Genomic DNA, 19,520 nt, shown 5'->3' with positions numbered 1-19,520 from the left:
CCAATGGGCCATTAAGGGACCATAAAGCCAACCAAATGGCAACCACCGTATCCTGCGATACAGCCCCATCAGCTTAGCCCTGCCAGTGTCTCCTATCAACACGCCACGCTGGCGTTGAGGGTCCGGAATGCCCGGATCGACCACTGGGGGTTGGGTTGGCTGACATGGATGTTTTCTGGTTTCTGCTGATCGATGGGATCGCCTGGGGCGCCGCTTACGGCATCGTGGCGCTAAGCATCGTTCTGGTGCACACGGTGACCCGTGTGGTGAACATTGCACAGGGCGAATACGCCACGCTGGGCGCGCTTGGATTTTACATGGCGCTGAATGTCGGCGGGCAGGTCTTGACGATGGCGGTCTGCGGCGCGCACCTGGCGCTGGCCGCGTTGACCATTGGCGGCAATGTCCTAAAGAAACGCCGCTTTCTGCTGGCGGCCGAATGGAACCTCGGCACCGCGCTTTGTCTGGCGCTGGCCTGGGTGCTGGTGGCCGCGACCGGCGGCAACTACTGGGCGGCGGCCTTGTATGCCATGGTCCTGGCCGCGGCCTTTGCAGTCATCATCTTCCGGCTGACCGTGCGCCCGCTGATGAACGCCTCGCCGCTGGTTCTGGTGGTCTGCAGCATCGGGGTCTTTCTGACCATGTCCGGGCTGTCTCTGGCGCTGTTCGGGGCCGAGCCCCGGCCAATCGCGCCGGTCTCAAACGGCGGTGTCATGATGGGGCCGGTCTTTGTTCAATACCAAAGCCTGCTGATTGCCCTGTCGTCCATCGGCGTAATGGCCGCGCTATATGTCTTTTCCGAACGCACGATGACGGGGCGGGCGCTGCGCGCTTCGGCCGTCAACCGGGACGGCGCGGAAATCTGCGGCATTCCCGTGCTTTGGGCCGGCAACCTCAGCTTTGTGCTGGCTGCAGTGTTTTCCGCCCTGGGCGGGCTGCTTTTGGCGCCCATGATTACCGCCAGCTACGATATGGGGCTGACCCTTGGGCTGAAGGCTTTTGTTGGCGCGGCCATGGGCGGGCTTGCCGAATACCCCGCCGCGGTGATCGGGGTGCTGCTGGTCGGAACGATTGAATCCTTTTCGGCCTTTAGCGCCAGCTCGTTCCGCGATGTCATCGTCTACACGCTCATTATCCCCATTCTGATTTGGCGCAACGCGGTTAAGCCGCCGGAGGATCACTAGGACCATGGCGCGACTTTCCTTGAAAACGACGAACCGATCCGCAGCCCTTTTCCTTGCGATTTTCGGCGTGGCTGTTGCGGTCTTTGCCCCAAGCTATCAGGTGGGTCTGCTTACGATTGTCGGGATCGACACGATTGTGACGCTGGGCCTGACCATGTTGCTGATTTCCGGGCAGATCTCGCTTGGGCATGCCAGCTACATGGGGATCGGCGCCTATTGCACGGCGATCCTGGCGCGCGATCTCGCCATGACGCCGGTTCTGGCGCTGGTGTTTGGTGTCGCGGTGGCCTCGCTGGCTTGTGTGGTGATCGGATCGCTGACCATGCGCCTAAAGGGGATATTTGTCCCGCTGGCCACTCTGTCGATCGGCATTGCCGTGCCCACCGCCATCGTGGCGCTGGATTGGCTGACCGGCGGCGCCTCGGGCTTTCCAAACGTGCCGGAGTTCAACCTGGGGCCGATCAGCTCGGGTGGTGAAGGCCGGGATTTCGCGGCCTTTGTGTGGATTGTGATGCTGCTTTTGCTGCTGGGCTGCGCGACGCTTTTGAATTCGCGGTTCGGGCGCGCGGTTTCGGCGGATGCCGCGCATCATGACATGGCCTTGGTCTTTGGCAGTTCGATTGAATACACGCGCCTGACGACCTTTGCCCTGTCGGGGGCGCTAGCCGGGCTGGGCGGTGCGCTTTACGCCTTTCAGCTCAACTTTCTCAGCGTGTCGCCCTTCAGCCTTGCGGCGGGCATCCACCTTTTGATCGCGGTGGTGTTGGGTGGCATCGTGCACCCCTTCGGCGCGTTTCTGGGCGTCATCGCCGTCACCCTGATCGAGGCGTTTCTGCAAAACGTGGTCGCCCGCAGCATGGGCCTTTCCGGCGCGGCCGAGATGATGATCTTTGGCGTGGTGCTGGTTGCGGTGCTGATTAAGTACCCCGGCGGCATCTGGTCGGTGATCGCAAGGATCTGGCCGGAGTTCACCTTCCCGCGCTCGCCCGCGACCCAGGCAACGCCCGCGCCCGCCGTGCCCGAGGTTCAGCCCGTGCATGTGGAGAAAGCGGCCAAGCATTTTGGCGGTCTCAAGGCACTGGATGGGGTCAGCCTGCACATCGGCAAGGGCGAGATCATCGGCCTGATCGGACCAAACGGCGCCGGCAAATCGACCCTCTTCGATCTGTTGTGCGGCCTAACCATTCCCACCGAAGGGTCGGTTGCGATCCTGGGGCAGACGGCCTCGAAGAATCTGACACGTCTGGTGCGGTTCGGGGCGGCGCGGACGTTCCAGCATGTCAAGCTGATCGACCATCTGACGGTTCTGGAAAACGTGGCCTTTGGCGCGCATGTGACCGAAAAAACCGATCTGTTTCGGAGCATGACGGGCTTGGACCGGGCCGCCGAGACCCGGATTTTCGACCGAGCCTGGGATGCGCTGCGGAAGACCGGCCTGGAAGAGCTGGCCAATGCCAAGACCAGCACCCTGTCGATGGGGCAGGCCCGGCTGGTCGAGATCGCCCGCGCCCTCGCCTCGAACCCGACGCTTTTGATGCTGGACGAACCGGCGGCTGGCCTTCGATCCGGCGAAAAGCGGCTCTTGGCGGATCTGCTGCACGAATTGCGCGGGCAGGGGATGTCGATCCTGCTGGTGGAGCACGACCTGGAATTCGTCGTATCCTGCGTCAGCCGGATCTATGTGCTAAACCGGGGCACCCTGCTGTCCAGCGGCACCCCGCAAGAGGTGCAGAACGATCCGGCTGTGATCGAAGCTTACCTGGGGATGAGCAATGCCTGACCTCAAAATCGAAAACCTGTCCGTCGGCTATGGCAAACACCCGGTTCTAAGCGACCTGTCCATGGGGCTTGACGCCGGCGAAGCGGTGGCGCTGCTGGGCGCGAACGGCGCCGGGAAAACCACGCTGCTGAAGGCGGCCCAGGGCATCCTGCCGCTGTTTGGCGGGCGCGTGATTTTCGACGGCGAAGACATCACCGCGCTCAGCAGCGACCGGCGCGTGGCGCGCGGCATGGTGCTGGTTCCCGAAAACCGGGAGCTCTTTCCCACGCTGGATGTGCGCACCAACTTGGAGCTGGGCAGCTATCTCAAGCCCATGGGCCGCCATACTCGGCTGGATTGGGTTTATTCGCTGTTCCCGATCCTGGCCGAACGCAGTCGCCAGCAGGTCAAGACGTTGTCGGGCGGCGAACAGCAGATGGTGGCGATCGGGCGCGCGTTGATGTCGTCGCCGCGCCTTTTGATGCTGGACGAACCGTCCATCGGTCTGGCGCCCAAGATCATCCGGGAAATCTTTGATGTGATCGGCAAGCTGCGCGACGAGGGCATGACCATCCTGCTGGTGGAACAGAACGCCCGGCTGGCCCTGGGCGCGTCGCAGCGCGGCTATGTGATGGAAATCGGCCATCTGGTCGTCGAAGGCACGGCGCGCCAGCTCGAATCCGACGAACGGCTCAAGAAGGCGTATCTGGGGATGAACACCAAGACAGCCGACGAAAACAGCCCGTGAACATCACGGATCGATTGGCGGGAATATCGGGAAAGAAAGGGACAGACGTGTCGGAAAATTATGATGCGATTATCGTAGGCGCGGGCCACAATGGTTTGGTCACCCAAGCCTATTTGCAGCGCGCGGGGCTCAAGACCATCTCACTGGAACGCGGCGCGGTTGCCGGCGGGGGGCTTTCAACCGTTGAGTTTCCGGGGCGTGAAGGGTTCAAGCACAACACCCATGCCTATTTCCATCGCGGCATCCCCCAGACGCCCTGGTTCAAGGATCTGGAGCTGGAAAAGCACGGGGTCGAATACTACAGCAACGATCTTTATGTCACGATCCTGCTGGACGACGGCAACACGCTGGAGTGGTGGAACGATTTCGAAAAGACCTATGCGTCTTTCGCCCGTATCAGCAAGGCTGACGCCGACAAACTACGCTGGTGGCGCGAACGCTTCGTGTCGATCACGCGGGATATCCTGGCGCCCGAAGCGCGGCAGAAACCGGTGCCCGCCGATGTGCGCCGCGAACGGCTGGAACAGACCGAAGACGGCCGGTTTCTGCTAGAAGTGTCGCAGCTGTCGCCCTTTGAATTTGTCCAGCGGGAATTTAAGCACCCGACCATTCAGGGCGGATTGCTGTTCATCAACGGCATGCGCGAGGTCGATCTGCGCGCCAAGGGCTTTGGCCACCACATCGCCTCGCTCTTTGCAACGCCCGCCCGGGTGCAGACCTGCCGTGGCGGATCGAACGGGCTGGCGCAGGGGCTGGTCCGCGCGGTCCAGGCGGCGGGAGGCACCGTGCGCACCAATGCGCCGGTCAAACGCATGATCGTCGAGGACGGGCGCTGTGCCGGGGTCGAGCTGGAAAGCGGCGAGGTTATTCGCGCAAGCCGGCTGGTGGCCTCGGCGCTGAACCCGAACCTGACCTTTGGTCAGATGCTGGACAAGGCCCACCTGCCACCTGAACTGGAACAAAAGGTCGACGGCTTCCAGTACAACAAGCTGGGCCCGCTCTTTGCCATCCACCTCGATCTGGACGAGCCGCCGATCTACAGCGTTTCGGACAAAAAGCCCTGGGTGCAGGATTCGCTCATGGTTATCATGGGACTGAACCATGTTGACGATTTCGTCAACATGGCCGAGGCGCACGACCGCAATCAAACCGGCCATCAGGTGCTATGGGGCGGCACGCCGACAATGCTCGATCCCAGCCAGGCGCCGGCCGGCAAGCACACCGCGTTCATGTGGGAGAAGACACCCTTTGCGCTGGATGGCGACCCCGAAAACTGGCGCAGCGCGCGCGGTCCCCACGGCGCGACGATGTTCGATCTGTGGTGTAAATTTGCGCCCAACCTCAGAAACGCCACCCTGGCGATGTCGAGCCAAAGCCCGCTAGACACCGAAGAGCAGAACCCGAACATGCGCGCGGCGGATGTGCTGATGGGCTCGTTTTCGAACGGGCAGGTCGGTATCAACCGTCCGTTCCCCGGCTTCGGCGAATACCGGACCCATATCGACAGCCTTTATCTGTGCGGCTCCGCCTGCCATCCGGGCGGCAATATCACCGGGTATCCGGGGCTGAACTCGGCCCGTGAAATCCTGCAAGACCTTGACCTGGGAGAACCGAAATGACCGATCTTGTTCTGATTGACGACGCGGGCGAACCGGCCATCAACCCGCCGTTCTTTCCTTCCCACCTTGGGGACATGCCGCAATCGCGCGCCTGGAAAAGAGCGGTGCACGGAGACGGCGTGGTCAGCGCCGGCATATGGGAATCCGATCCCGGCACCTGGGTGATGGACTACGAGGTCTGGGAATTTTGCAGCATTATTTCGGGCCGCTGCACGATCACGCCGGAAAACCAGGGGCCGGCGCATCTTGGCCCCGGCGATTCCTTTGTTTGCCAGCCCGGATTGCGCGGCACCTGGACGGTGGAAACGCCGTTGCGAAAGAACTTTGTCGTCTACCGTGCGGACTGACGCCCGGGACGGTATCGGCGGATACAGACAGAAATCCGCTTGAACAAAAGACTTGCTCAGACCCCGGACATCCTGCGCCGGGCCTGTTCAACAGGAGGTTTCAACACATGCACTTTAACATCAAAGCCGGACTGTTTGCCGTGGCAAGCGCGTTAACATTCGCAAGCTCGGCCGTGGCCGACGATAAGCCCACCTTTACCATCGGGGCAATCCTCAGCACGACGGGGCCGGCCGCCGCATTGGGCGTGCCCGAAGAACACGCGCTGCGGCTGCTGCGCGATACCCTCGAAGCATCGGGCGATCTGCCGTTCAATCTGCGCTTTGTCATGTATGACGACAAGACCGACCCGACCGAAGCGGTCAACCTCACGCGCAAGTTGATCGAAGAAGACGTCGCGCATGTCGTGATCTGCTGCACCACAACGCCGGCCTCGATGGCGATCCTCGATGTGGTCAACGAACACAAGACGCCGATGATCTCGATGGCGTCGGGCTCGACCATCATCGAGCCGGCCAGCGAACGCTACTGGACCTTCAAGACCACGCCCAGCGAGCGGTTGATGTTTGTGCGCGTGTTCGACCACATGCGCGCCAAGGGGATCAAGACGCTTGCCTTTGCCGGGAACCAGGATTCCTACGGCGAATCGGGCTGGAACGTCTTTAAGGAAATGGCCGTGGCCGAAGAGTTCGAAGTTGTGAGCGACGTCTGGTTCGCGCGCGGCGACAGCAACCTGACACCGCAGGCCCTGCGCGCCAAGGCGGCGACACCGGATGCCGTTTACATCCATGCGATCCCGCCCTCGACCAACCTCATGCATCAGGCGCTGAACCGCGTTGGTTTCGACGGCGATGTCTATCACGGCGCCGGCGCCGCGAATAACGCGTTCCTGTCAATTGCCGACGGCGAGGCGGATGGCGGCTATGTCGGTGTGGGCGCCGTTCTGGTGGCCAACCAGCTGCCGGACGATTTCCCGCTGAACGCGGTGCTGCGCGATTTCACCACGCTGTATGAGGCCGAATTTGGCGCCGGCAAGGCCGACATGTTCTCGGTTTCGGGCTGGGATGCCGGCCGGGTCGCGGTTCATGCGGTTGGAAAAGTGGCCACCGCCGACGGCGCATCGACAGAGCTTGGCGCACAGCGGCAGGGCATTCGCGATGCCATCGAAACAACCACCGGCTTCGAAACAACCTCCGGCGTGTTTAATTTCAGCGCCGAAGATCACCTTGGCCTCGACAGTTCGGCCCTGATGGTCGCAACCGTCAAGGACGGCAAATTTCATCTGGAGGACTGATGGCCTTGACCACTGCACATGAAAAAAAAGCCACAATGCCGGACACCGATGCCATGCGCGCATTGATCCAGAACTACCTGGAAGCAATGCAGACCGACGACATCGAAACCGTCGCGGCGCTCAGCGTGGATGACCCCTATCTTGAGTATCCCGGCGGGGTGAGCTTTACCGCCCTCGAAGAGTTGCTGAAATGGTCGCACGGACGCCACAAATTCGTCCGTCACCAGATCGAAAGGGTGGAGCCGGTCCCGGCGCAGCCCGGTAAAGCGACGCCGGTTTGGGTCAACGGTACGCTGCGCGGCGCCTTTGCGGATGGTGAGACATACGAAGGCATCCGTTTCGCCTATCGCTTCGAAGTGGTCGGTGGGAAGGTATCCCAGACCGTCCTATGGAGCGACATGTCCGAATACATTCGGCGCCACCGCTCATAGGTTCAAAACCAAACCCCTTACCCAAACCCCTTACATCGCCGCGTGGAACGCGGCGATGTAAGGGGTTTGGGCCTACGCTTTTGGGCCTACGCTTTTGGGCCTACGCTTTTGGGCCTACGCTTTTGGGCCTACGCTTTTGGCGCCCATGCTGTAACTCACGATACACCTCGGCCCCGCCACGTTTGACATAAACAGTGGGGTAGGGAGGACGATATGTTTCAGCATGACAATAACAACAATGGCACGCGCCCCGCGCGCGGCCTGTGCCATAGCGCATGGCCGGGCGGACGCCACATTGCGCGCGCCCTGCCCACCGGGCTGCGCGCCGCACAGATAGGCGGAGGCACGCCGGAATGACGCGCTCGCAATTCGCCTATATTCTCCCGGTCCTTCTGTTTCTGGTGCTGCTGTATTTCCTGCCGATGTTCAAGATCGTCGGGATCAGCCTGGAATTCCCGGATTTCGATCTGAAACACTACGTCAAGCTGTACGAAAGCAATGCGGTGCGCCGGATTGCCTGGACCACCTTTGTCATCTGTACAGCCACAACGATCATCACCGTCTTTCTGTCCTATATCTTGGCCTATGACCTGCGGTTCGCATCGCCGGGCCGTCAGAAATTCATGTTCATGCTGGTGCTTTTGCCGCTGTGGACATCCGCCCTGATCCGCTGTGTCGCCTGGCTGATTCTGCTGCGGCAGAACGGGCTGGTGAACGAAGCGCTTATGTTCGTCGGGGCCATCGATACGCCGCTGGAGCTGGTGCGCAACAAGATCGGCGTGATCGTCGGCATGGTGCACTTCCTCGTGCCCTTTGCGGTGCTGACCCTCTATGCATCCTTCCGGGACATCGACGAACGCCTGATGCAGGCCTCGCGCAGCCTGGGCGGGCGACGCATTGACACGCTGAGCAAGGTGTTCCTACCGCTCAGCGCCACGGGCGTGCTGCAGGCGGTCACACTGACCTTCGTGTTCTCGCTTGGCTTCTATGTGACGCCGGCCCTTCTGGGCGGTGGGCGGACCGTCATGCTTTCGGAATACGTCTCAGTCTCCGTCCTGCAAACGCTCAGGTGGGGCTTGGGCACGGCGATCTGCATCGTGCTTGCCGTCTTGTGCATCGGGTTGGTGTTGCTCAGCCAACGCGCAATCAAACGCTGGAACGGAGCGGTGGCCTGATGAATCCCGATTTCACCTCCTATTTTTGGAAAACCGTGTCTCTGGTGATCGCGTTTTTCCTGGCCGCGCCAGCGATTGTCATCATCCCGGTTTCGCTGACACCGTCGAACTATATCGAAATGCCCGGGGTGTCGGATTTCAGCCTGCGGCACTATCACGAACTGCTGAAAGACAACCGCTGGACCACGGCGGCCTGGGACAGCCTGCGCATCGCGCTGTTGTCGTCCTTTCTGGCGACAAGCCTGTCGCTGGTGGCCTCGATCGGGATCTGGAGATCGCAAAGCAAATGGTCGGCGGCGATTCAGTCGGCGCTGCTGGTACCGCTGATTATTCCGCAGATCGCAACCGCGCTGGCCCTCTATTCGATCTGGGTTCAGACCGGGCTGTACGACACGCTGATTGGTGTGGCGATTGCCCATGCCATCCTGGCGGTTCCGTTCTGCATCGTCACGATCTCTTCCTCGCTGTCCAACCTCGATCCGCGTCTGGACAAGGCCGCGCTTAGCCTCGGCGCCAGCCATTTCCGGTCGATGTGGGATGTTCTGATCCCCTCGCTCAAACCCGGTATCGCGGCGGCGGCGCTGTTTTCATTCGTGCTGTCCTGGGACGAGGTGGTGGTCACCCTTTTCGTCGCCAGCCGGTCGGTATCGACACTGCCCCGCGAAATCTGGAACGGTGTGCGTGAAAACCTCGATCCGAGCGTCGCGGCGGTTTCGACCCTGTTGATCCTCATTAGTATCTGCATCGCTCTTGTTGCCTGGGCCAAGGATTTGTCGGTGCGCGCAAAAAGCGGAGAAAGACAATGAACGATATGAAAACGCGCGGCAAATTTCTGGATATGGACACGTTCGAGGCGGTCAGAATCGACAACGTGTCAAAGTATTACGGCGCGGTGGCCGCTGTTAAGGATGTCGATTGCACCGTGCAATCGGGTGAATTTCTGACCCTGCTGGGGCCGTCTGGGTCCGGGAAGACGACGCTTTTGATGATGCTCGCGGGCTTTACCACACCCTCCGAAGGGCAGATCTGGGTCGATACCAAGGACATCACCCATGTACCGCCGGAACAGCGTAACTTTGGCGTGGTGTTCCAGGGCTACGCGCTGTTTCCGCATATGACCGTGTTCGACAACGTGGCCTATCCGCTGCGTCTGCGCAAAATGCCCGCGCGGCAGATCCGGCAGAAGGTCGAACAGATCCTAAGCCTGGTCCGGCTCGATGCCTATGCGGATCGGCATCCGCGGCAATTGTCGGGCGGGCAGCAGCAGCGGACGGCGCTGGCCCGAACGCTGGTCTACGATCCCATCCTTATCCTGCTCGACGAATCGCTTGGAGCGCTGGACAAACAGCTGCGCGGCGAGCTGCAACAAGAACTGAAGGCGCTGCACCGCCAGCTGGGGCGCACCTTTGTCAACGTGACGCACGACCAGCAGGAAGCGCTGGACATGTCGGACCGGATCGTCGTGATGAACGAAGGCGGGGTCGAACAGATCGGCACGCCCCGGGAACTTTACGAACGCCCCAATTCGCGTTTTGTCGTGGAGTTTTTGGGCGACAGCAATTTGCTGCCGACCTCCCTGGCGTTTGGCGGCACCGACGATCCGTCGCGCAGCGCCCTGATCCGACCCGAGGCGATTTCAATCGGCGCAAGCGACACGAAACCAACCGGCGAAGATCAGATGATGGTCCGGGCCACCGTCCGTTCAACCTCCTATTTCGGGTCCGATCAGCTGGTCGAGGTCGCGCTGGACAGTGGCCTGACCCTGCGCGTGCGGGTGAATTCGGCCCATGCCATTCCCATCGAGGAAGGTGGCAGCGTTTCGATCTCCTGGGAACGGCGCAATCTTCACCTCGTGGACAATTGACCAAGTGGCCAAAACTAGCTCGAGCATATGAACGAAAGGACCAAAATCATGAGCGTACCGATCAACCCCAAGAGCATTGCCCCGCCCGCAAGCCATTACAACCATGGCTTTTACATTCCGGCCGGCGCGGCGATTATGACGCTGTCCGGCCAACTGGGTGAACACGCGGATGGTTACTGCCCGGAAGACGCCGGCGAACAGGCCCGCATCGCCTGGCACAACATCAAGGCGATTCTCGCCGAAAAAGGCTTTGGCGTCGAAAACGTCGTGAAAGTCACAAGCTACATTGTCGGCGAAGAAAACATCGATCCCTATGTCGCCGTCCATCGCGAAATTGTCGGCGACCACATGCCGCCCTGGACCCTTGTGGCCGTGCCCGCGCTTGGACGGCCGCAGTACAAGATCGAGGTCGACGTGATGGCGGCCGGATAACGTAGAAATTCCTCCCTGACTTGGCCCGGTAGATCCATGTCTGCCGGGCATTTTTTTGCGTTTGGATCGACGCGGAAACGCGCCATAAGACGCGCAGATGTATCCAAGGATACGGACGCCTTCGGAAGAGTTCATTAGCTATCGAACCAATCAAGGAGGATCAAAATGTCCGGTATCAGCGGCGCGGCGAAGGTCGCACACCAAAATGAAGCGCAGTTCCTGGATTGGTTGAAGGAACAGGCGCAACGCGTCGAAGACGAAAGCCGTATTCCGCAGGATGTGTTCAACGAACTGGTGGGGCGAGATTATTTCCGCATGTCCCAGCCCCGGCGGCACGGCGGGCTTGGCCAGGAACCGTCGGTGTCGTGGGCCCGGGTCATGGATCTGGCCTCCGGCTGCGCGTCCTGCGCCTGGGTTGTCGGGCTAGTCACCGCAAATGTGCTAATGGTGGGCAAATTCTCCGAACAAGCGCAGCGCGATGTCTTTGGCTGCGGCAAACCGGCCGTGGTGCCGATGCTGACCGGGGGCGTTGGGTTTAACGTGACGATTGAACGCCGCGACGGCGGGATCAACCTGTCGGGCAGCTGGCGCTATGCCTCGGGCATCGACAACGCATCCTGGGTTGGCCTGCTGGTGGATATCCCGAACCCGGGTGGCGAAGGTGCCGAACCCTATGTGGTGCTGATCGAGGCGGAGAATTTCCGGATCGACCATTCTTCCTGGCAGGTGCTGGGCATGCGCGGCACCGGGTCCAAGAACATCGAGCTTGATCCTGTTTTCGTGCCCGAACACCGTTTCATGAGCTGGAAGGCGCTGCAGGCCGGGGAAAAGCACCCCGACTGTGAAAGCGACGAAGCGATCTATGATTACCCGCTGAACAGCATCTTCGCGATGTCGGTCGCCGCGCCCACCTTTGGCGTCGCCGCCGCCGTGGCCGATGAATACCGCGCAGTCATCTGCAAGCGGGTCAACTCCGCGACGCGCCAGGCCCAGATCGACGACCGCATGGCCCATATCCAACTGGCGATGTCGCAGGCGAATATGTCGATTGCCCGCGATACGCTGCTGCGCGACGCCGATTTGATACTGCGCAAATGCTACAGCGGCGGCCCCTCCCGAGAGCTGCGGGCCGAGGTGCGGTCCCGCATCGCCGCAACCAGCGCCGCGGTGCTGAATGATGCCCAGGGCATTTTCCGCTCAGTCGGCGGCAGCCTGCTGCCGTCCAACACGCGCATGCAGCGCTTGTTCCGCGACCTTCACGCCATGAGCTCCCATTTCCTTCTGCAAAAGGAACCGATCGGAGAGCTTTACGGCCGCCTGCTGCTTGATCTCGATCTGCCCGCCGGCGCGCGCCTCTAACACTTAAGAAAAGGACGACCCACATGACTGTGCAAACCTTCAACCCAACCGATGCCGCGTTCAAGGCAACGGATGATGAAACGATTTTCGACAAATTCCAATATTCCGCCGCCGTGCGCGCGGGCGATTTCATCTATGTCGCGGGCCAGATCGGCCTGAACCCCGATGGCTCAATGCCCGATGACCACGCCCAGCAGATCCGCAATGCCTTCGACCGGATGAAACTGGTGCTTGAGGCGGCAGGCGCCGGGTTCGAACATATCGTCGAACTGGTGTCGTACCACGTCAATATCTCTGAAAACCTTGGGGATTTTGTCCAGATCAAACAGGATTACATTGGCGAGCCCTACCCGACCTGGACCATCCTCGAAGTCGCCGGCCTGGCCCGGCCGGGGTTGATTATCGAGATCAAGGCGACTGCCTATCTACCCACCTAAGGCAGGCGCGTGGTCGGATGCGCCATCCTCCCATGGTGTGTCCGGCCGTACGATTTTCCGGCAACGTTCAAAGGGAAAGCCCATGCAGTTTGTGAATTCGAAATGTATCGATCAAGGGGATTACCGGCGCAGCCTTGGCCGGTTTCCCACCGGCGTTGCCGTCGTCGTGGTGCAGGACGGGGAAGATGCCCATGGCGTCACGGTCAACTCCTTCACCTCGGTCAGCCTGACGCCAAAGCTGGTGCTGTTCTGCCTCAAGAACGAAAGCCGGCAGTTGGAGCGGATCCGCGCCCGCAAGAAGCTGACGATCAATTTCCTGTCCCAGGCGCAGCAGGATGTTTCCAGGCGCTATGCCGGCAAGGCCGAGGCGGCAAGCGCCGACTACTTCTCGCAAGGATCGGGGTATTCATGGATCAAGGGCGCGCCGGTGGTCTATCGCTGCGAAATCGAAAATGTCGTGCCGGCGGGCGATCACCAAATCCTGGTGGTCCGTGTGAACGATATGGGCGAAGAGAAAGCCGAAGACGCGCCGTTGGTCTACTACGCCGGGGCCTACTCGGAAATCCGCACCTCCGAAAGCCGGGTGTAGGCCGGCCCGCCGGGGGGACTGCGAGGGGACCGCGTTCTAATGTCGGGCACCGCCACATCCGCGCTAGGGCAGGTTGTGAACGCGCTGGCGGTCAGCGCTGACACCGCCTGCGTGACGGTGCCGGATGGCTGGGCCCAAGGGCAGACCGCGTTTGGCGGCTTCACCGCCGCCATGGCGCTGTCCAGCGCGCAGCGCGTTCTGGCGGACCTGCCGCCGCTGCGGTTCGCCCAGATGACCTATCTTCGGCCCGTGGTCGGCGCGCTGCGTTTTGCGGTAACCAAGCTGCGCGAAGGCCGCAGCGGCAGCTTTGTCCGGGTCGAATGCACATCGAGCGACGCGCTGGTCTTTGTGGCCAGTTTTGGGTTCTTCCACCCCCGGCCCAGCGGGGTTGCGCACCGCTTTGTGCCGTTTCCTGATGTGCCGCCGCCCGCGTCCTGCCCGGACATCGGCATCTATAGCGGGCGCCCGGATTTCCTGTCGCGTTTCGATATGCGTTTGGGCGGCGGGGCGCTGCCGGTGACCGGATCGGATTGCCCCGAAATTACCCTATGGAGCCGTCTGGCCCAGGCCCGCGATCTGCGGCCGGATGTGGCGCTGCTGGCCGTCGCGGACAGCCATCCGCCCGCGGTCATGACGGCCCTGCCGGATCTGGCGCCGCTCAGCACGATTTCCTGGGATCTGGCGCTGACGCAGGTTCCCCCCACGGCATCGGCGTGGATCTGCCTGCAGGCTTCCAGCCGACAGGCACAGGACGGCTATTCGTTGCAGGAAACCGCCTTGTTTGACGCAGATGGCGCGTTTCTCGGCTGGTCACACCAAACGGTGGCCGTATTCGGCTAGAATGGTTTGCGGGGCATGGTTTTGGCGCTTGCCTTGACCTGCCACTTGGTGACATTTGGACGCCATGGCCGACGAAAAACCCAGCAGATCCAGCACCAGGCGCGGCGGCGCCACCCGCAAGACCCGCCGCAAGACATGGGGCGACAAGGTGCTGAGCGTCGAAGATCAACGGTCCGCGCGGATGGAGATCCTGTTTGAGACTGCCGCGCGCATGTTCAACCGCTATGGCTATCACGGCGCGTCGATGAACGCCCTGACCAAGGAACTGGGGCTTACCAAGGGCGCCTTGTACTACTACGTCAGGGACAAGGCCGACCTTCTGTATCAGCTGCACCTGCATTCCGCCGAATGCAGCCGCGCGGCGCATCAACGCGGCGCCGCCGAAGGCCAGACGGGGTTCGAACGTGTGCGGCTGATTATCAAATACCACCTTGAACATGTGACTACATCGCGATCCGAAACCTTCATCATGCTGCACGAGGGCACGCTGGATGACGAACGCCTGGCGCATATCCGCAGCCTGCGCAAAGCGCTTGAACTTGACCTGAGGGACCAGATCGAAAGCGGCCTGGCCGATGGATCGATCGCGCCATGTGATCCCAAATTGGCCGCCTTCACGATTGTTGGGGCGCTGGCCTGGGTCACAAAGTGGTATGTGCGGGACGGAGATTGGACCTCGGCCCAGGTTTCGGCGGCGATGTCCGATATGCTGTCCCGGATGATTGCGCCGTCTCAATCCAGCGCGCTGGCCATACCGTTGCGCTAGGACCAGCGCCAGTTTTGACAGAAAAACACAGATCTATTGATCGTTTGTTCAATTATTTGAACGGCGCGGTTTTGAATATTTTTTCGCTATGTCAAGCAGCTAAAGGCACTCTTAAGCGCAAGTCAAGTTTCTCATTGCCAGACTTTAAACGGTCGTTTAAATTCCATCCACACCCAGTTGGGGGAGCGGAGATCGACATGGCTTTTTCTGTTGAAACGCGGCAAGACATCGCCGTGGTGCGCATGGATGACGGCGGGATGAACCTGCTGTCGCGCCACTTCAACGCGCAATTGATCTCGGCGCTGGAACAAGCTGCACAGACCACCTGCAAGGCCATTGTCCTGACGGGGAACGCCCGGGCGTTCTGTGCCGGCGCGGACGTATCCGTGTTGGATGACGCGGTGCTGAATCTGGACCCGAACCTGCAATATGCCGTTGCCGATGCAATTGCGCGGCTGAACCGGCCGCTTGTGGCCCTAATCGAAACCTGCGCCATTGGCGGCGGGCTGGAACTGGCCATGATGTGCCATTACCGCGTGGCGACGGCGTCGGCCAAGGTCGGGCTGCCCGAGGTGACCCTGGGCGTGCTGCCCGGCGCCGGCGGGACCCAGCTTTTGCCCCGCGCAATCGGGCTTGAGCTGGCACTGAACGCAATGCTCAGCGGCCGCGTCATGTGCGCGGACAAAATGCCCGCAGGTCTGTTCGACAAGCTGACAGGTGACGATGACGCCGACAATGACGCGCTGGGGACCGCCATCGCCTTTGCCATCGGCATCGCGGATCGACGCCCGCTGCCCCGCCTGCAGGATCGCAAGGTCGATCATCCCAACGCGGCTGGTTTTCTGGAGTTTGCCCGGACGGGCGCAGCGCGCGATCCGCGCCGGTTGCCCGGCCTGCTGCCCCTGATCGACGCGGTGGAATGCGCCGTGACCGAGCCCTACGCGCGCGGCCTTGAAAAGGAGATGCGCGCCTTTGAACACCTGCGCAGCGATCCGCGCGCCCGCGCCCTGCGCTATGCGTTTCAGGCCGAGGGCAAGGCGGCCCGCGTGCCGGGCCTGCCGCGTCAGGATGACCTGCCCGGCATCGCCACGGCGGCAGTCATCGGGGCAGGGGCTATGGGCACCGGCATCGCCATTGCGATGGTGGAGGCCGGCCTGACCGTCAAGCTCCATGATCTCGACCCGGCCGCCAGCGCGGCGGCGGTGACCCGCGCGCAAGGCACCTGGGACATCGCCCAGCAAAAGGGCCGGTTGTCCGAATACAAGGCGCAGGACCACGCTGCCCGCCTTGTCACCGCCGATGCGCATACGGACCTGGCCGATTGCGATCTGGTGATCGAAGCCGTGGCCGAGAACATGGATGTAAAACGCGCCGTCTTTGCCGCGCTGGACGCCGTGATGAAACCAGGGGCGATCCTGGCCTCGAACACCTCATCGCTTGACTTGGATGAAATTGCCGCCTGCACCACGCGGCCCGGCGATGTGATTGGGCTGCACTTCTTCAACCCGGCCAACATAATGAGGCTGGTCGAGGTAGTGCGTGGGCGCGTCACGTCGGACCGCACTCTGTCCGCCGCTCTGGATTTTGCCAAACGCCTGCGCAAGATTCCTGTGGTTTCGGGCGTCTGTGACGGTTTCATTGGCAACCGCATGATCGAAAGCTATGTCCGCCAGGCACAATCGCTGATCGAAGAGGGCGCGACCCCGGCCTCGGTTGACCGCGCGCTGGAACGCTTTGGTATGGCCATGGGGCCGTTCCGCATGCAGGATTTGGCCGGCAACGACATTATCGCCGCTACCCGTGATCGGCGCCGCGACGCTCACCCGGATCTGAAGTTTCCCGCCATCGCCGATAAGGTCAGCGGGCGCGGCTGGTTCGGCCAGAAGACCGGCAAGGGCTGGTACGATCATGTCCCAGGCGCGCGCAAACTACGCGAAAATGCCGATCTTTTGGCCCTGCTGGAGGCGCATTCCGCTGAAATTGGGCGCGAACGCCGGAAGATCAGCGATGTCGAAATCACCGAACGCTGCCTCTTTGCCCTGGTGAACGAAGGCGCGGCCATTCTGGCCGAGGGGATCGCCAGCCGGGCCAGCGATATCGATGTTGTCTATCTGAACGGCTATGGCTTCCCGCGCCATCTGGGCGGGCCGATGCACTTTGCCGAACAATTTGGCCTGTCGCGCCTTGTGCGCCGCATGGCGGAGTTTGCAGCGTTGCCGCAGGCCGATCCCGGCGTCTGGGTCCCGCACCCCTTACTGCAACAAGCCGCCGACCAGCTGATAGGCTGGCATGACCTGGAGAACGTGAAATGAAAGAGGCGGTCATCGTTTCGACAGCCCGCACGCCGTTTGCACGGTCGTGGAAGGGATCTTTCAACATGACGCATGGCGCCACCCTGGCGGGCCATGCCGTGCGCCACGCGGTGGCGCGCGCCGGCGCCTGCGATACGCTGGTCGAAGATGTCATCATGGGATGCGCCGCCCCAGAAGGCGCGACAGGCGGCAACATCGGGCGGCAATCCGCGATCCGCGCCGGGCTACCGGTTGCGGCGGCGGGCATGACGGTGAACCGCTTTTGCGCCTCGGGGCTGCAGGCGGTCGCGCTGGCCGCGCAGCGGGTCATGGTGGGCGAGGCTGAGGTTCTGGTGGCCGGCGGTGCCGAATCTATCTCCTGCGTCCAGAACCAGATGAACATGCATATGGCCCGCGATGCCTGGATCGAAGCCAACAAGCCCGAACTTTACTTGAACATGATCGAAACCGCCGAATGTGTGGCGCGGCGCTATGGCATCGACCGCGCGGCCTGCGATGCCTATGGCGCGGGCGCGCAGCAGAAAGCGGATCGCGCGGCGCGCGAAGGTCGCTTTGACGCCGAAATCGTGCCGATCGAGGTGACAACCGCCTCCGCCGACAGATTCGGTGCGCTCAGCACCCAGGCCGTCACCGCGAGCGCGGACGAAGGCATTCGCCCGGGCACAACCGAGGACAGCATATCAGGGCTGCCAGCGGTCCTGCGCGACGGTACGGTGACCGCGGGGAATGCCAGCCAGTTTTCGGACGGCGCGTCGGCCTGCGTGGTGATGGCGCGGGACAAGGCCGAAGACCTAGGGCTGACGCCGCTGGGCATTTTCCGTGGCTTTGCCGTGGCAGGCTGCGAGCCCGACGAAATGGGGATCGGCCCGGTGTTCGCGGTTCCCAAGCTTTTGCACCAAGCCGGGCTATCGGTGTCCGATATCGACCTGTGGGAGTTGAACGAAGCCTTTGCCGTGCAGGTGATCCATTGCCGCGATCACCTGGGCATCCCGGACGAGTGTTTGAACGTGAACGGCGGGGCCATCGCCTTTGGCCACCCCTACGGCGCGTCCGGGTCGCGCATGATCGGACATGCCCTGATCGAAACCCGCCGCCGTGGCGGGCGGTTCGCGGTTGCCACCATGTGTATCGGCGGCGGGCAGGGCGCGGCGGCCCTGCTGGAAACCTTCCCCACCTGATGATGCCTTACCGGAGAATGCCGCAATGACCATGTTCCCCCGCCCCCTGTTCAACGAAGATCACGAAGCCTTCCGCGCCATCGTCCGGCGGTTCTGCGAGAAGCACGTCGCACCCAACCATGCGCAATGGGCCGAGGATCACATCGTCCCGCGCGAGATCTGGCAGGCGGCCGGCGCGCTGGGGATGCTGAACGCCTGGCTGCCGGAGGAATATGGCGGCGTCGGCGACGGCATCCTTTTCGACGTCATCGTGAACGAAGAACTCAGCCGGATAGGCGCAACCGGCCCCGGGTTTTCGCTGCATTCCCTGATTGTAACGCCCTACGTTTATCACCACGGCAGCGACGCGCTGAAGACGCGGCTTTTGCCCAAGATGGTGTCGGGCGATGCAATTGCCGCCATCGCGATGACCGAGCCTTCGACCGGCAGCGATCTTGCCGCGCTGAAAACCAGCGCCACGCAGGATGGCGATGGATGGCTGGTGAACGGCCAGAAAACCTTTATCACCAACGGGCACAATGCCGATGTCATCGTCACCGCCTGTGTCACCGATCCGGCGCGGGGATCAAAGGGGATTTCCCTGCTGGTGATAGAGCGCGGCATGGAGGGGTTCACCCGCGGCCGGAACCTGCGGAAAATCGGCCAGCACGCGCAGGACACGGCCGAGCTGTTCTTTGACAACGTCCATGTGCCCGCCGAAAACATGCTGGGCCAACAGAACCAGGGCTTCAAATACATGATGCAGGAACTGGTTCAGGAACGGGTGATGATCTCTGTGCAATGCCAAGCCCGCGCCGAAGGTGTGTTCCGCGAAACGCTGGATTACGTGTCGGACCGCAAGGCGTTTGGCACGCGGGTCATCGACTTTCAGAACACCCGGTTCACGCTGGCGGATATCAAGGCCCAGTTGATGGCCGGACGCGCCTTTTGCGATCAGCTTATGGCGCTGCACGTCGAAAAGAAACTCGATCCGGTGCAGGCGGCGGCCGGCAAACTGTGGCATTCCGAAATGCTGGGCCGCGTGGCCGATGCCTGCCTGCAGCTGCACGGCGGGTTCGGATACATGGAGGAATACCCGGTGGCCCGCGCCTATGTAGATGCCCGGATCGAACGCATCTATGCGGGCACGTCAGAGATCATGAAAGAGATCATCGGCCGATCACTTGGCCAAGAGGCGCTGTGACCGAC

19 protein-coding genes are annotated in these 19,520 nt (G+C 61.9%); all 19 read left to right on the top strand.

Annotated features, from left to right (window positions below; translation table 11 throughout):
• Positions 1–164 precede the first annotated feature (164 nt).
• The 19 genes from MHM97_RS17495 (at position 165) to MHM97_RS17405 (ending at position 19,515) form a co-directional block, all read left to right on the top strand.
• Complete coding sequence (locus MHM97_RS17495; RefSeq protein ID WP_239323809.1) at positions 165–1,184, top strand: branched-chain amino acid ABC transporter permease; 1,020 nt, start codon at positions 165–167, stop codon at positions 1,182–1,184.
• Between the two features lie 4 nt (positions 1,185–1,188).
• The gene (locus MHM97_RS17490; protein ID WP_239323807.1) at positions 1,189–2,964 is read left to right on the top strand and encodes a branched-chain amino acid ABC transporter ATP-binding protein/permease; all 1,776 of its coding nucleotides are present in this window, start codon (positions 1,189–1,191) and stop codon (positions 2,962–2,964) included.
• Positions 2,957–3,691, top strand: coding sequence for an ABC transporter ATP-binding protein (locus MHM97_RS17485; protein WP_239323805.1), 735 nt, complete (start codon positions 2,957–2,959; stop codon positions 3,689–3,691). Before MHM97_RS17490 ends, MHM97_RS17485 begins: the two co-directional genes overlap by 8 nt.
• A 47-nt stretch (positions 3,692–3,738) precedes the next feature.
• Complete coding sequence (locus MHM97_RS17480; protein ID WP_239323803.1) at positions 3,739–5,310, top strand: phytoene desaturase family protein; 1,572 nt, start codon at positions 3,739–3,741, stop codon at positions 5,308–5,310.
• Positions 5,307–5,657 carry a cupin domain-containing protein gene (locus tag MHM97_RS17475; protein WP_239323792.1) on the top strand — a complete coding sequence of 117 codons (351 nt, stop codon included), beginning with the start codon at positions 5,307–5,309 and terminating at the stop codon, positions 5,655–5,657. The genes MHM97_RS17480 and MHM97_RS17475 overlap by 4 nt, the downstream gene beginning before the upstream one ends.
• A gap of 107 nt (positions 5,658–5,764) precedes the next feature.
• Complete coding sequence (locus MHM97_RS17470) at positions 5,765–6,949, top strand: ABC transporter substrate-binding protein (protein WP_239323790.1); 1,185 nt, start codon at positions 5,765–5,767, stop codon at positions 6,947–6,949.
• Entirely contained in the window at positions 6,949–7,380 is a 432-nt protein-coding gene (locus tag MHM97_RS17465) for a hypothetical protein (RefSeq protein WP_239323789.1), read from the top strand. The genes MHM97_RS17470 and MHM97_RS17465 overlap by 1 nt, the downstream gene beginning before the upstream one ends.
• A 353-nt stretch (positions 7,381–7,733) precedes the next feature.
• Complete coding sequence (locus tag MHM97_RS17460) at positions 7,734–8,555, top strand: ABC transporter permease (RefSeq protein ID WP_239323788.1); 822 nt, start codon at positions 7,734–7,736, stop codon at positions 8,553–8,555.
• The gene (locus tag MHM97_RS17455; protein ID WP_239323787.1) at positions 8,555–9,361 is read left to right on the top strand and encodes an ABC transporter permease; all 807 of its coding nucleotides are present in this window, start codon (positions 8,555–8,557) and stop codon (positions 9,359–9,361) included. Before MHM97_RS17460 ends, MHM97_RS17455 begins: the two co-directional genes overlap by 1 nt.
• The gene (locus MHM97_RS17450; RefSeq protein WP_239323786.1) at positions 9,358–10,419 is read left to right on the top strand and encodes an ABC transporter ATP-binding protein; all 1,062 of its coding nucleotides are present in this window, start codon (positions 9,358–9,360) and stop codon (positions 10,417–10,419) included. The genes MHM97_RS17455 and MHM97_RS17450 overlap by 4 nt, the downstream gene beginning before the upstream one ends.
• 48 nt (positions 10,420–10,467) lie before the next feature.
• Positions 10,468–10,851 carry a RidA family protein gene (locus tag MHM97_RS17445; RefSeq protein ID WP_239323785.1) on the top strand — a complete coding sequence of 128 codons (384 nt, stop codon included), beginning with the start codon at positions 10,468–10,470 and terminating at the stop codon, positions 10,849–10,851.
• 165 nt (positions 10,852–11,016) lie between these two features.
• Entirely contained in the window at positions 11,017–12,210 is a 1,194-nt protein-coding gene (locus MHM97_RS17440) for an acyl-CoA dehydrogenase family protein (protein ID WP_239323784.1), read from the top strand.
• Positions 12,211–12,233: 23 nt separating this feature from the next.
• Positions 12,234–12,647 carry a RidA family protein gene (locus MHM97_RS17435; protein ID WP_239323783.1) on the top strand — a complete coding sequence of 138 codons (414 nt, stop codon included), beginning with the start codon at positions 12,234–12,236 and terminating at the stop codon, positions 12,645–12,647.
• An 82-nt stretch (positions 12,648–12,729) separates the two neighbouring features.
• A complete protein-coding gene (locus tag MHM97_RS17430) occupies positions 12,730–13,236 on the top strand; it encodes a flavin reductase family protein (protein ID WP_239323782.1) in 507 nt (168 codons plus the stop codon).
• A 39-nt stretch (positions 13,237–13,275) separates the two neighbouring features.
• Complete coding sequence (locus MHM97_RS17425; RefSeq protein WP_239323781.1) at positions 13,276–14,076, top strand: thioesterase family protein; 801 nt, start codon at positions 13,276–13,278, stop codon at positions 14,074–14,076.
• A 64-nt stretch (positions 14,077–14,140) separates the two neighbouring features.
• Entirely contained in the window at positions 14,141–14,842 is a 702-nt protein-coding gene (locus MHM97_RS17420; protein ID WP_239323779.1) for a TetR/AcrR family transcriptional regulator, read from the top strand.
• A gap of 197 nt (positions 14,843–15,039) precedes the next feature.
• Positions 15,040–17,154, top strand: a complete 2,115-nt coding sequence (locus MHM97_RS17415; protein WP_239323776.1) for a 3-hydroxyacyl-CoA dehydrogenase NAD-binding domain-containing protein — start codon at positions 15,040–15,042, stop codon at positions 17,152–17,154.
• A complete protein-coding gene (locus MHM97_RS17410) occupies positions 17,151–18,332 on the top strand; it encodes an acetyl-CoA C-acyltransferase (RefSeq protein ID WP_239323773.1) in 1,182 nt (393 codons plus the stop codon). Before MHM97_RS17415 ends, MHM97_RS17410 begins: the two co-directional genes overlap by 4 nt.
• A 25-nt stretch (positions 18,333–18,357) precedes the next feature.
• Entirely contained in the window at positions 18,358–19,515 is a 1,158-nt protein-coding gene (locus MHM97_RS17405; protein WP_239323768.1) for an acyl-CoA dehydrogenase family protein, read from the top strand.
• The last annotated feature ends 5 nt before the right edge of the window (positions 19,516–19,520 follow it).

This window comes from Epibacterium sp. Ofav1-8, from assembly GCF_022348185.1.
Classification (GTDB): Bacteria; Pseudomonadota; Alphaproteobacteria; order Rhodobacterales; family Rhodobacteraceae; genus Epibacterium.
This window is presented reverse-complemented; position numbering and strand designations above follow the sequence as displayed.

Excerpts from the sequence above, each read along its gene's own strand:
- MHM97_RS17495 (WP_239323809.1), top strand. The coding sequence starts at position 165 with ATGGATGTTTTCTGGTTTCTGCTGATCGATGGGATCGCCTGGGGCGCC.
- MHM97_RS17490 (WP_239323807.1), top strand. The coding sequence starts at position 1,189 with ATGGCGCGACTTTCCTTGAAAACGACGAACCGATCCGCAGCCCTTTTC.
- MHM97_RS17485 (WP_239323805.1), top strand. The coding sequence starts at position 2,957 with ATGCCTGACCTCAAAATCGAAAACCTGTCCGTCGGCTATGGCAAACAC.
- MHM97_RS17475 (WP_239323792.1), top strand. The coding sequence starts at position 5,307 with ATGACCGATCTTGTTCTGATTGACGACGCGGGCGAACCGGCCATCAAC.
- MHM97_RS17470 (WP_239323790.1), top strand. The coding sequence starts at position 5,765 with ATGCACTTTAACATCAAAGCCGGACTGTTTGCCGTGGCAAGCGCGTTA.
- MHM97_RS17465 (WP_239323789.1), top strand. The coding sequence starts at position 6,949 with ATGGCCTTGACCACTGCACATGAAAAAAAAGCCACAATGCCGGACACC.
- MHM97_RS17460 (WP_239323788.1), top strand. The coding sequence starts at position 7,734 with ATGACGCGCTCGCAATTCGCCTATATTCTCCCGGTCCTTCTGTTTCTG.
- MHM97_RS17455 (WP_239323787.1), top strand. The coding sequence starts at position 8,555 with ATGAATCCCGATTTCACCTCCTATTTTTGGAAAACCGTGTCTCTGGTG.
- MHM97_RS17450 (WP_239323786.1), top strand. The coding sequence starts at position 9,358 with ATGAACGATATGAAAACGCGCGGCAAATTTCTGGATATGGACACGTTC.
- MHM97_RS17445 (WP_239323785.1), top strand. The coding sequence starts at position 10,468 with ATGAGCGTACCGATCAACCCCAAGAGCATTGCCCCGCCCGCAAGCCAT.
- MHM97_RS17440 (WP_239323784.1), top strand. The coding sequence starts at position 11,017 with ATGTCCGGTATCAGCGGCGCGGCGAAGGTCGCACACCAAAATGAAGCG.
- MHM97_RS17435 (WP_239323783.1), top strand. The coding sequence starts at position 12,234 with ATGACTGTGCAAACCTTCAACCCAACCGATGCCGCGTTCAAGGCAACG.
- MHM97_RS17430 (WP_239323782.1), top strand. The coding sequence starts at position 12,730 with ATGCAGTTTGTGAATTCGAAATGTATCGATCAAGGGGATTACCGGCGC.
- MHM97_RS17425 (WP_239323781.1), top strand. The coding sequence starts at position 13,276 with ATGTCGGGCACCGCCACATCCGCGCTAGGGCAGGTTGTGAACGCGCTG.
- MHM97_RS17420 (WP_239323779.1), top strand. The coding sequence starts at position 14,141 with ATGGCCGACGAAAAACCCAGCAGATCCAGCACCAGGCGCGGCGGCGCC.
- MHM97_RS17415 (WP_239323776.1), top strand. The coding sequence starts at position 15,040 with ATGGCTTTTTCTGTTGAAACGCGGCAAGACATCGCCGTGGTGCGCATG.
- MHM97_RS17410 (WP_239323773.1), top strand. The coding sequence starts at position 17,151 with ATGAAAGAGGCGGTCATCGTTTCGACAGCCCGCACGCCGTTTGCACGG.
- MHM97_RS17405 (WP_239323768.1), top strand. The coding sequence starts at position 18,358 with ATGACCATGTTCCCCCGCCCCCTGTTCAACGAAGATCACGAAGCCTTC.